The sequence below is a fragment of the Pseudonocardia hydrocarbonoxydans genome, from assembly GCF_006539565.1.
Taxonomy (GTDB): domain Bacteria; phylum Actinomycetota; class Actinomycetes; order Mycobacteriales; family Pseudonocardiaceae; genus Pseudonocardia; species Pseudonocardia hydrocarbonoxydans.
In genome coordinates this window covers 36,194-48,390 of record NZ_BJNG01000015.1, presented here as the reverse complement: position 1 = coordinate 48,390, position 12,197 = coordinate 36,194, and the positions used below count along the sequence as shown (strand labels likewise).

Here is a 12,197-nt window from a genome sequence, read left to right as displayed (position 1 = left end):
CGGCGGCGGTCAGGGTGTCGCGCGCCGTTGCGCGGTCATTGCGGTGCGACCGCAACGGAGTGCCGCCCGGCGAGCCGGGTGACCTCGGCCGCGGCGGCCGGCGCGGCGGGATCGCCGAGCCGGGCGGCCGCGGCGGCGTCGACCCGGCCCGCGACGACCTGCACCGGCACCCAGCATCCACGCCGCCCCGGGAGGCGCGGTGATCCCGGCGAGCAGGGTGGCGGCCTCGCGCAGGTGCGCGGCCGACCCGGTGGCCTGCGCCAGTGCGGCGAGCGGGCGCAGCCGGTAGGCCTCCGCACCGCTGCCGGCCGCCCGCTCCGCCGCGGGCCCGAGCACGGCGACGGCGCCGTCGCGGTCACCGCACTCGAGCAGCGTCGTGCCGAGCATCGCCGCCACCGCCGGGACGAACCAGGCGTGCTCGCGCCCCTCGGTGAGGGCCACGGCCCGCCGCCCCAGTGCGACGGCCCCGTCCGCGTCGCCGCGCAGCCGCGCCATCCAGCCCCGGTGCGCGACGAACCACGCCTCGTACAGCACGTACCCGCCCTCGGTCGCGACCGCCACGGCGTCGTCGATGCGCCGACCGGCGGCCGTCCAGTCGGCCGCGGCCAGCGCCGGGAACGCCGACTCGAACACCGTCCAGGCCAGCAGGTGGGTGTCGTCGAGGCGGCGCAGCAGGGGTTCCAGCTCGTCGAGCACCCGGCGCAGGGGGCCGACGTCGCCCAGGTAGGCGTGGGCGTTCTTGAGCCCGTCGAGCCCCGCGGCCAGTGCCCGGTCCGATCGGGCGGCGCGGCCGGCGCGGACCGCCCGCTCCCCCAGCACGACGGCGTCGGCGAACCGCAGCCTGCTGCTCGCGAGCACGGTCAGCCAGCCCAGCAGGTCGGCCTCGTCCTCGCGGGCGCCCAGCGACTCGGCGATGACGAGCCCGGCCCGGACCCGCCGGGCGCACTCGGCCACCGCGGAGCCGCTCGCCCCGGCGGCGTGCCCGCCGAGGTCGCGCAGGGCCCGCATCTCCAGGCGGCGGTCCCCGGCCAGGCGGGCGGTCCGGGCCGCCGCGGCGAAGTCGTCCATGGCGTCGCGGTAGCGCGCCAGCGCCTCCCGCGCCCGGCCGCGCGCGAGGTGTGCCCGGGCGAGGAGCTCCCGGTCCGCCGCCCGGTCGGCCGCGTCGAGGGCGTGTCCCAGCAGCGTCTCGGCGTCGGCGGTGGCGTGGGCGCGCACCGCCCGCTCCCCCGCCGCGAGGAAGGCCCGCGCCGCGCGGGGCAGGTCGCCGGCCGCGCGGGCGTGCATCGCGACCGCCTCGGGGGCACCGGTCAGCAGGTCGGCGGCGCGACGGTGGTGCAACGTCCGCAGCGGGCCGGGCGTGGTGGCGTAGAGCACCTCCTGCACCAGGTCGTTGACGAACTCCCAGGTGCGGTCCGCCGCCACCAGCAACCGCGCGTCGGCGGCGTCCTGGCAGCGGCGCGCGGCCTCCAGCGGGGCCAGGTCGAGCAGGGCCGCGACGCGCTCCGGGTCGACGGTCGCGCCCAGCACCGCCCCGGCCCGCAGCACCTCCTCGCACTCCGGCCCGGCCCGGCGCAGCCGCGCGAGCACCACCTCCTGCAGCGACTCGGGCACCCCCCGCTCCCCGGTGTCGCCGCTCGCGGTGTCCAGTGCGCGCAGCGTCTCCACCACGAACAGCGTGTGGCCGCGGGTGCGCGCCGCGATCTCCGCGGCCCGCCCGCCGTGCCCGGCCCGGTCGGCCAGCCGGGCGACGGCGTCGTCGTCGAGCGGGCCGAGGTCGACGCGCGTGGCGACGTCGGCGAGCGCGTCCAGCGCGGCCCGTCCCTCCTCCGCGCGCAGCACCGCCACCACCAGCAACCGGGCCGCCGCCGCACGCCGGGCGAGCACGTGCAGCAGCTCGACGGTCGCGAGCCCGGCGTTGTGCACGTCGTCGAGCAGCAGCAGCACCGGCGCCCGCCCGGCCAGCCCGCACAGCACCCGGGCCAGGCCGTCGCAGACCCGGCGACGCTGTTCCGCGGGGTCGTCGTGGCGGTCCTCGGGCACGTCGTCGAGCCCGGCGAGCAGCCCGGCCAGTGCCCCGGCCCGGCGTCCCGCCAGCTCGCGCAGGTCGGGGCCGGGCACCCCGGCCAGCGCGTCGACGACCGGCTGCAGGAACAGCGACCGCTCGCCGGTGTAGCAGCGGGCCCGCAGCACCCGCGCGCCGCCCGCCGCGCAGCCCTCGGCCAGCTCGGCGGCGAGCCGGGTCTTGCCGATCCCGCCCTCCCCCGCGACGAGCACCAGCCCGCCGCTCCCGCCCGCCGCCCGCGACCAGGCGCCGCGCAGGGCCGACAGCTCGACGGCCCGCCCGGTGAGCTCGGTGGGCGGCGCGGGACCGCGGTCCTCGGCGAGCACGGCGGCGTGCAGCTCGCGGGTGGCCGGCGCGGGGTCGACGCCGAGCTCCGCGGCGAGCGCGCGGCGCAGGGCGTCGAAGGCGCGCAGGGCCGCGGCCCGGTCGCCCGCCGCGCGGAGGGCCTGCATCAGCCCGCGGCAGGCCTGCTCGTCGAGCGGATCGGCCCGCAGCGCGGCGGCGGCCGCCTCCCGCGCGGTCACCGGGTCGCCGGCACCGGTCGCCGCGGCCGAGGTGGCGTGGCGGGCGTCGCGCAGCAGGGCGTCGGCGGCGGCGCGGGCGTCACGCACCCACGCGACGTCGGGCTCCCCGGCGAGCACCGTCCCCCGGTCGAGGACGTCGATGGCCCGCCGGCCCGCCCGGGCGGCCGCGGCGGGGTCGGTGACGGCATCGCGGCGGCAGCGGTCGACGAGCTCGGCCGCCTCGTCGAGATCGACCCGGACCGCGGGGGCGAGCCGGTAGCCGTCACGGCCGCCGAGCACGGCCCCCGCGCCCAGCGTGGCGCGCAGCCTGCTCACCAACGTGGCGACGTCCTGCACCGGGTTGCGCGGCGGGTCGCCGTCCCAGAGCAGCCCGACCAGCTCCGTGGCCGCGACCGGCCGTCCCCGCTGCACGGCGAGGACCGCCAGGAGCCGCCGCGCCTTGCGCCCGGCGATCCCCGGCAGCGGGGTCGGGCCGGGTCGCTCCACCCCGAGGGAGCCGACCAGCCGGACGGTGAGGCCGTCCATCCCGGCAGGTTAGCCGCGGTCCGGGCGGGGACGTCAGGTCCGGACGGGCCCGGCCGGGATCGTCGCCGCGGGGTCGACCGGCGGCCCGGGGTCGCAGGCCACCCAGGCGTTCGGCAGGGCCACCACCCGCGGGTCGGGGCCGGGCGGCGGCGCGCCGGGGTGCACGGTCAGGTGCCAGCACGGCGCGTCCGGCCGCCCGGCGTCCGCCCAGGCGGCGAGCGCGGCGCACAGGCGCCCGGCCACGGCCTGGCCCCCGGGCCCGTGCGGGACGACGGAGGTCGGGCCGCGGCACGGGGCGGCGGTCGCGAGCCCGGCCGGGTCGACGAGGGCGAGGTGCACCTCCGACGCGCCGCCCACCAGCCGCGCCGTCCCCGGCTCGGACAGCGCGAGCCAGAGGCCGAACCCGTCCCAGAGGTCGACGGTGCCCAGCTCCACCGGGGAGACGACCGGCGGGCCGGGCTCGTCCAGGGCCGCCGCGACCGCCGCCGCGTCGACCGGGGCGGCCCCGGGAGGAAGCTCCAGCCGGCGCCCGCCCGGCAGGTCGACGCCGGCCCCGCCCGGCACGGCCGCGGCCCCGCGCATCCGGATGAACCCGCAGCTGCGCACCGAGCGGCTGCGCAGCACACCGTCCGGGCCCAGGTCGAGGGCGACCGACACCTGGCTCCCGCGCAGGCCCAGCGGGAGGAGCAGCCGCCCGCCGGGCGCGAGCTGCGCCACCCACTCCGGCCGGACGTCCGCGCTGCCGACGGTGAGCACGATCCGGTCGTAGGGGGCCCCCGCGGGATGGCCGAGGGCGCCGTCGCCGGTGACGAGCTCGACCCCCGCCACCCCCGCCGCGGCCAGGTGCTCCCTCGCCGTCCCGACGAGGCCCTCGTCGATGTCGACCGAGACCACCGCCCCGGACGGCCCCACGAGCCGCGCCATCAACCCGGCGTTCCAGCCGGTGCCGGCCCCGATCTCCAGCACCCGTGCCCCGGGCTGCAGGTCCAGCTGCTCCAGCATGATCGCCACCATCGACGGCTGCGACGCCGAGCTGGTGGCCACACCCTCCACGTGCTGCACCGCGACCGCCCCGTCGGCGTAGGCCGCCTCGACCGTGCGCCCGGGCAGGAACAGGTGCCGCGGCACGTCGCGGAACGCCTGCTCGACCGCCGCCGACCGGATCCGCCCCGACGCCACCAGCGCGTCGACCAGCCCGGCACGGGCACGGTCGGCGACGGACACCGCGCCGAGTGTGGCCGGGTCCCCACCGCACGACAAGCGGGAGCGATCCGGGGGCGGAATCCGGGGGACTCGCGGGGAGGATCCGGGGGACTCGCGGCAAACCCCGCGAGTCCCCCGTTCCCCGCCCGCGAGTCCCCCGTTTCCCGCCCGCGAGTCCCGGAACGGGGACCGTAAGTCAGACGGGGACGAGGTCGTCGGCGTGGACGACCTCGCGCCGCAGCTCCGGGGGCAGGTCGCGGGTGCGGCGGCCGATGAGGGTCGGCAGCTCGGCGGCGTCGAAGCCCACCACCCCGCGGGCGACGACCGCGCCGTGCGGCCCCCGCAGGTCGACGACGTCCCCGGCCACGAAGTCGCCGTCGATGCCGTGGATGCCGGCGGCGAGCAGCGAGCGGCGGCGGTCGATCACCGCGGCGACGGCACCCGCGTCCAGGTCGAGTGCCCCGCGGACGTCGGCCGCGTGCAGCAGCCAGAACCGCCGCGCCGACAGGCGCCGCCCGGAGGGCCGGAACGCGGTGCCGACCTCCGGGCCGTCGACGGCGGTGTCGAGGGCGTCGGCGACGTCGTCGGCCGCGGCGAGCAGCACCGGGATCCCCGACGCCGACGCCATCGCCGCCGCCATGATCTTGGTCGCCATGCCGCCGCGGCCGAGACTGCCCTGCCCGGGCCGCGCGACCTGCACCGAGGCCAGATCGGCGGGGGCGTCGACCTCGCGGACCAGCCGCGAGCCGGGACGGCGGGGGTCGCCGTCGTGCAGGCCGTCGACATCGGAGAGCAGCACCAGCGCGTCGGCGCCGATCAGGTGGGCGACCAGCGCGGCGAGCCGGTCGTTGTCGCCCACCCGGATCTCGTCGGTGGCCACGGTGTCGTTCTCGTTGACCACCGGCAGCACGTCGAGCCCGAGCAGCCGCTCCAGCGTGCGCTGCGCGTTGCGGTAGTGCGCCCGGCGGATCATGTCGTCGGCGGTGAGCAGCACCTGCCCGATCGCCCGCCCGTGCCGCGCGAACGACGCCCCGTAGGCCTGGGCGAGCAGCAGCTGCCCGACGGCCGCGGCCGCCTGCTGGGTGGCGAGGTCGCGCGGGCGCCTGCGCAGCCCGAGCGGGGCCAGCCCCGCCGCGATGGCACCCGACGACACGAGCACCACCTGGCTGCCGGCCGCCCGGCGCGCGGCCAGCGCGTCGACGAGCCGGTCGAGACGGGCGGGATCGAGCCCTCCGGACAGCGAGGTCAGCGACGACGACCCGACCTTCACCACGACCCGCCGCGCCGCGCCCAGCAGCGCCCGCGGCGCGGCCCCCGTCGCCGGCGCCGCCGGGTCGGGGGTGAGCGACGCGCCTGCGGTCATCGACCGGACGGCGGGACGGCCGGGGCCGACCCATCGGGCGGGGCCTCGTCCCAGACACCCTCGTCCCACGCGTCCCCGCGCTCGGCGGCGGCGAGCCGGTCGCGCTCGTCGGCGGCCTCCGCCTCTGCCCGCTCGTGGGCCAGCTCCTCGTCGGTGCGGTGCAGGCGACGCGCGTTGCGGGCCACCTTCCGCTCCGCCGCGGGGACGCGGTCGTCGGTCTCGAGGCGCCGGTCGGTGCCGCGCCCGGACATGAGGACCGCGACCCCGGCGGGGGTGGTCGGCTCCCAGTCGAAGGTGACGTCGCCGATCGTGACCGGTGAGCCGCGGTGCGCCCCGGCCCGGGCCAGCGCGTCCTCGACGCCGAGGCGGGCGAGCCGGTCGGCGAGGTAGCCGACGGCCTCGTCGTTGTCGAAGGAGGTCTGCCGGATCCAGCGCTCCGGGCGCGCCCCGCGCACCAGGAAGCCGCCCTCGTTCTCCGGGTCGGGCTCGATGGTGAAGCCGGCGTCGTCGACGGCGGTGGGCCGCAGCACGATCCGGGTGGCCTCCACCACCGGCTGGGCCGCACGGTGGGCCGCGACCTCCTCGGCCATCGCGAACGTCAGTTCCCGCAGGCCGGCGTGGGTGGCCGTGGAGATCGGGAGGACGCGCCAGCCGTAGCGCTCCTTCAGGTCCGCGGCGACGATGTCCGCCATGTCGGCGGCGTCCGGCACGTCGATCTTGTTGAGGGCGATCAGCCGGGGGCGGTCGGCCAGCTCCCCGCCGAGCGCGGGCGTGTACTGCGCGAGCTCGGCCTCCAGCGCCGCGATGTCGGCGGCCGGGTCGCGGCCGGGCTCGAAGGTCGCGCAGTCGACGACGTGCACGAGCACCGAGCAGCGCTCGATGTGGCGCAGGAAGTCCAGGCCCAGGCCGCGGCCCTGGGAGGCGCCGGGGATCAGCCCGGGCACGTCGGCGACGGTGAACACCTCCGACCCCGCGGTGACGACGCCGAGCTGCGGGACCAGCGTCGTGAACGGGTAGTCGGCGATCTTGGGCCGGGCCGCGGACAGCGCCGCCACCAGCGACGACTTGCCCGCCGACGGGAACCCGACCAGCCCGACGTCGGCCATGGAGCGCAGCTCGAGCACGAGGTCGCGCTGCTCACCGGGCTCGCCGAGGAGCGCGAAGCCGGGGGCCTTGCGCGCGTTGGACGACAGCGCGGCGTTGCCCAGCCCGCCCCGCCCGCCCTCGGCCGCGACGAAGCGCGTGCCGGGGCCGGTGAGGTCGGCGACGATCTCGCCGTCGGGGGTGAACACGACGGTGCCGTCGGGCACCAGCAGCTCGATGTCCTCGGCGTTGGCGCCCATCTTGAACCCGCCCTGGCCCTGCTTGCCGTTGCGGCCCAGCGCGTGCGGGCGGTGGTGGAAGTCGAGCAGGGTGTGCACCCCGGGGTCGACGACGAGCACGACGGACCCGCCGCGCCCCCCGTTACCACCGTCCGGGCCGCCCAGCGGCTTGAACTTCTCGCGGTGCACCGAGGCGCAGCCGTTGCCGCCCGCCCCCGCCGTGGCGTGCAGCACCACGCGGTCCACGAACCTCGACATCAGCCGTCTCTCCCTCGCACGACGAACGGCGGGCCACCCTCAAGGGCGGCCCGCCGTCGTCGAGATGTATCTGGTGGTGCTGGACTCTCCGGTGCTGGGCCTCAGGCCGGGACCGGCACGATGTTGACGACCTTGCGGCCGCGGCGGTAGCCGAACTCGACGGCGCCCTCGGCGAGCGCGAACAGCGTGTCGTCGCCGCCCCGGCCCACGTCGACACCGGGGTGGAACTTGGTGCCGCGCTGGCGGATCAGGATCTCGCCGGCCTTGACGTGCTGGCCGCCGAAGCGCTTCACGCCCAGGTACTGGGCGTTCGAGTCGCGCCCGTTGCGGGAGCTGGACGCACCCTTCTTGTGAGCCATGGCTGCGTCTCCCCTACTTCGAGATGCCGGTGATCTGCACACGCGTCAGCGGCTGGCGGTGCCCCTGGCGCTTGTGGTAGCCGGTCTTGTTCTTGAACTTGTGGATGCGGATCTTCGGGCCCTTGGCGTGCTCGACGACCTTGGCCGCCACCGTGACACCGGCCAGCGCGTCGGCGGCGCTGGTGACGTCGTCGCCGTCCACCAGGAGCAGGGCCGGGAGGGTGATCTCGGCGCCGGGCTTGCCGTTGATCTTCTCAACGGTGACCACGTCGTCGACGGCCACCTTGTACTGCTTGCCGCCGGTCTTGACGATCGCGTACATGGACGCACTGCTCCTGAAGCTCGGGGGACGAAGCGGAGAGTTTCCTCCTCGCGGGCCGCCACTCACGGGTTTCACGGAGTGCGGCGCAGGTGTCCCAGGGTACGGAAGGGCTGAAGCGGGGGTCAAACCGGGTCTCCCCCGGCCGTCGAGGGGTCGGCGGCGGGCGGCGGCCCGGCCGGCCGCGAGGCCGCCCGCCGGGTGCGGCGCGGGCGGGTGACGGCCGGGGCGGGCTCGGGCTGCGGGGGCACCGCGGCCACGGCCGGGTCCGCGACCGGGGCCGCGGGCGGGGCCTCGACCGGGGCCGGGACCGGGGCCGGGGCGGGTTCGGGCACGGTGAGGACCGCCGCGGCCGGGGCGTCGCCCTCGGTCGCGCTCGGTGCCCCGGCCGTGCGGGTGACGCGGCCGCGGCGACGCGCCGGACGCGCCTGCTCGGCCTCGCCGCCCACACCGTGGTCGACGTCGGCGAGCGGGGGCGCGGGCGGGGTCACCGTCCGCTGCACGACGGCCTCCTCCACGGCGTCCTCGACGCCGCCCGCCACCACACCCGAGGCGGGCGCGGCGTCGAGCGCGACCGCGGGCGCGCCCACGTCGACGGTGGCGGCCGGGACGTCGACGGCCGGGGGCTCGGCCGCGGGGGCCTGGACCGGGGGGACCTCGACGGCGGCGGACTGTCCGTTGCGCCCGTTCGCGGCGGCCGGGTCGACGGCGTGCCCGTTGCGGTCGCCGTGGACCTCGGGGGTGCCGTGGTCGTCCCCGTCGCGACGGCCCCGGCCGCCGCGGGTGCGACGTCCGGACCCCTCACCGGGGCGGGACGGGCCGCGCCCGGCATCGGACTTCTCCGGCACCGGGTCGGCGTCGACGAGCACGCCGCGACCGCGGCAGTGCTCACAGGTGGTCGAGAAGTGCTCCAGCAGCCCGCCGCCGACGCGCTTGCGCGTCATCTGCACCAGGCCCAGCGAGGTGACCTCGGCGACCTGGTGGCGCGTGCGGTCGCGGGAGAGGCACTCGGTGAGCCGGCGCAGCACCAGGTCGCGGTTGGCCTCGAGCACCATGTCGATGAAGTCGATGACGATGATGCCGCCGATGTCGCGCAGCCGCAGCTGGCGCACGATCTCCTCGGCCGACTCCAGGTTGTTGCGGGTGACCGTCTCCTCCAGGTTGCCCCCGGAGCCGGTGTACTTGCCGGTGTTGACGTCGATGACCGTCATGGCCTCGGTGCGGTCGATCACCAGCGTGCCGCCCGAGGGCAGCCACACCTTGCGGTCGAGCGCCTTGAGCAGCTGCTCGTCGATGCGGTACTCGGCGAACACGTCCGACGGCCCGACGTGCCGGTGCATCCGGTCGACCAGCTCCGGCGCCACGTGGCCGATGTAGTTGTGCAGCGTGTCCCACGCGTCGTCGCCCTGGACGACGAGCTTGGAGAAGTCCTCGTTGAACTGGTCGCGCACGACCTTGATCAGCAGGTCGGGCTCCTCGTAGAGCAGCACCGGCGCCTTGGGCTTGTTCGGGCCGGTGGCCTTCGCCTTGGCGTCGACGACCTCCCACTGCGCCTGCAGGCGGCGCACGTCGCGCTCCAGCGCCTCGTGGCTGACGCCCTCCGACGCCGTCCGGATGATCACCCCCGCCTCGCTGGGGACGATCTCCTTGAGCATGTCCTTGAGCCGCTTGCGCTCGACGTCGGGCAGCTTGCGGCTGATCCCCGCCGCGCCGCCGCTGGGCACGTAGACCAGGAACCGGCCGGCCAGGCTGATCTGGGTGGTGAGCCGCGCGCCCTTGTGCCCGACCGGGTCCTTCGTGACCTGCACGAGGACCGGGTCGCCGCTGTGCAGGGCCTGCTCGATCTTCCGGGCCTTGCCGCCGAGACCGGCGGCGTCCCAGTCGACCTCACCCGCGTAGAGCACGGCGTTGCGGCCGCGGCCGATGTCGACGAACGCGGCCTCCATCGACGGCAGCACGTTCTGCACGCGGCCCAGGTAGATGTTGCCGACCATGGACCGCCCGGTGCCGCCGTCGCGCCCGGCCCCGTCCGCCACGAAGTGTTCGACGAGGACGTCGTCCTCCAGCACCCCGATCTCGACGCGGTCGCCGCGCTCGCGGGCCACCATCACGCGGTCGACGGACTCGCGGCGGGCCAGGAACTCGGCCTCGGACAGGATCGGGACGCGGCGCCGGCCGGCGTCCCGCCCGTCGCGGCGGCGCTGGCGCTTGGCCTCCAGGCGCGTCGAGCCGCGGACGCCCTGCACGCCGTCGCCCTCGGTGTCCTCGGTGGAGGACGCACGCTCGCGCGGCGCGCGGATGCGGGTGACGGTACCGGGCGGGTCGGTCTCGTCGCCCGCGTCGTCGCCCGATCCGCGACGGCGGCGCCTGCGGCGGCGGCGCGAGCCGGAACCCTCCTCGTCACCGGACTCGTCGGTGGCGGCGGGCTCGGCGGTCTCGCCCTCCTCGCCCGCACCGTCCGCGGGCGCCTCGGCGTCGGCCTGGTCGGCGGCGTCGGTGCTCTCCTCGTCGGACTCGTCGTCGGCCCCGCGACCACGGCCGCGGCCGCGGCGGCCGCGACGGCGGCGGCGGCGCGCCCCGTCGTCGTCGGCGTCGTCGGTGTCCGGGCCCGTGGCGGGTGCCTCGACGGCGGCCTCGGCCTCGTCGGCGGCGCGGGCGTCGGCCGCGGGCCCGTCGGCCGCGGAGGTGTCGGCCGTGGTGGGCGCGGCGTCGGCCGCCTCGGCGGGCGCCTCGACCTCGGCGGCCCGGCGGCGGCGCGTGGGGCGGGCGGGGGCCTGGAACAGCGGCGCGGGCGGCGCGAACAGCGGGGTCAGCGCCTCGGCGGAACGGGCGGGCGGCTCGGTGCCGAAGCGGGGGGCGGCCTCGGGGACGCTGAGGTCGGGCGCGGCGGCCACCGCGGCGGCCAGGTCCGGCACCGCATCCGGCTCGGCGGGCGCGGCGACGTCCGGGGACCCGGCGACCTGCGGGGAGGCGGCCACCTCCGGGGACCCGGCGACCTCCGGGGACACGGCGTTCGGCGACGCGGGCGCGGCGGGTGCCGCACCGCGGGTCGCGCGGCGACGCCGGGGGCGCGGAGCGGGCGCCTCGGCCGGGGCCTCCGCCTCGGCTGCGGGCACCTCGGACGCGGGCACCTCGGCGGGGGCCGGGTCGACCGGGTCGGCCGCCCCCGTCAGCGCGGAGACCACCAGCTCGGCGGCCTTGCGGTCGATGCTGGACTGCGGGCTGCGCGCGACGATGTCGAGGTCGGCCAGCGCGGCCAGCACCTCCCTGCTGGTGCGACCCAGCAACCGGGCGAGCGCGTGGACGCGCATCTTGTCGGGCAGTTCGGGTAGGGCTGTGTCGGACATCGAGCTCCTTCGCCCCCGGGCGCCTCCGGTGAGGAAGGCGGCCGCTCAGGGGTACGCACGTCTCTCCCCGCGCGGTGCGCGGCGAGCAATCCTGGTCTGCTCGACGGCGTGCGGCGTCCGCACCGCTCAGACCTGGGTGGTGACCCGGGGCGGACCGAGCGGATCGGCGAGGTCACCCCGGTCGTCGAGCAGTCCCTGGGCCGTCCTGGTGGCCTTGGGAGGCACCGGAGACCTGAGGCCTGCGACAACGTCGAGTGCACCCAACACGTCATCGGGTCGAACGGCGGGTGTCGTCTGCCGCACGACCGCCGTCAGTATCGCACAGACGCCGGCCCCGTCGGTGCCGCTCGGCAGTGAGTCGTGCGACCCGGCCGCCGTCGCGGACGCCAGCGCGGCCCGGACGTCGATCTGCCGGCGCCCCGACGGCGTCACCCGCTCGACGACGAGGGTGTCGAGCGCGAGCAGCGCGTCGACCGCGGCGCGCAGGGCGTCGGGCGCCACCCCCGGCAGCTCGACGACCCAGCGGCTGGCGTCGATCCGGTCGGCCAGCGAGGGGGGCTCCGCGACGGCGGCGTCGAGGATGTCCAGGCCGTCGGGCAGGGCCGCGTCCAGCGCCGTGACCAGCTCGGACGGCTCCACCGGCGCCGTCAGCCCGATCTCCAGGTACTCGGCCTCGCTGGCCGTGCCGGTCGGCGCCGCCCCCACCCAGGACAGCCGGGGGTGCGGGCTGAACCCGTGCGAGTGCGACACCGGGACGCCCGCCCGGCGCACCGCCCGCTCGACGCTGCGCGCGACGTCGCGGTGCGACAGGAAGCGCAGCCGCCCGCGCTTGGCGAAGCGGATGCGGACCCGCGCCACGGTGGGTGGGGCGGGGTTGGCGGCTTCGCCGGCCTTGGGTCGCGGCACGTCCGAAGG

Annotated in this window: 8 protein-coding genes; all 8 read right to left on the bottom strand. The window is 77.8% G+C overall.

What is annotated here, in order from left to right:
• Positions 1-9 precede the first annotated feature (9 nt).
• Entirely contained in the window at positions 10-3,111 is a 3,102-nt protein-coding gene (locus PHY01_RS08560) for an ATP-binding protein (RefSeq protein ID WP_141278015.1), read from the bottom strand.
• A gap of 33 nt (positions 3,112-3,144) precedes the next feature.
• Complete coding sequence (locus tag PHY01_RS08555; protein WP_141278014.1) at positions 3,145-4,335, bottom strand: methyltransferase domain-containing protein; 1,191 nt, start codon at positions 4,333-4,335, stop codon at positions 3,145-3,147.
• Between the two features lie 175 nt (positions 4,336-4,510).
• Positions 4,511-5,677, bottom strand: a complete 1,167-nt coding sequence (gene proB / locus PHY01_RS08550; RefSeq protein ID WP_141278013.1) for a glutamate 5-kinase — start codon at positions 5,675-5,677, stop codon at positions 4,511-4,513.
• A complete protein-coding gene (gene obgE / locus PHY01_RS08545; protein ID WP_141278012.1) occupies positions 5,674-7,260 on the bottom strand; it encodes a GTPase ObgE in 1,587 nt (528 codons plus the stop codon). Before obgE ends, proB begins: the two co-directional genes overlap by 4 nt.
• 98 nt (positions 7,261-7,358) lie before the next feature.
• The gene (gene rpmA / locus PHY01_RS08540) at positions 7,359-7,616 is read right to left on the bottom strand and encodes a 50S ribosomal protein L27 (RefSeq protein ID WP_141278011.1); all 258 of its coding nucleotides are present in this window, start codon (positions 7,614-7,616) and stop codon (positions 7,359-7,361) included.
• A gap of 13 nt (positions 7,617-7,629) precedes the next feature.
• On the bottom strand, positions 7,630-7,938 hold the full coding sequence (gene rplU / locus PHY01_RS08535) for a 50S ribosomal protein L21 (RefSeq protein WP_141278010.1): 309 nt from the start codon (positions 7,936-7,938) through the stop codon (positions 7,630-7,632).
• Between the two features lie 122 nt (positions 7,939-8,060).
• A complete protein-coding gene (locus tag PHY01_RS08530; protein ID WP_141278009.1) occupies positions 8,061-11,282 on the bottom strand; it encodes a translation initiation factor IF-2 N-terminal domain-containing protein in 3,222 nt (1,073 codons plus the stop codon).
• 126 nt (positions 11,283-11,408) lie between these two features.
• Positions 11,409-12,188, bottom strand: a complete 780-nt coding sequence (locus PHY01_RS08525) for a TIGR03936 family radical SAM-associated protein (RefSeq protein ID WP_141278008.1) — start codon at positions 12,186-12,188, stop codon at positions 11,409-11,411.
• Positions 12,189-12,197: the final 9 nt, after the last annotated feature.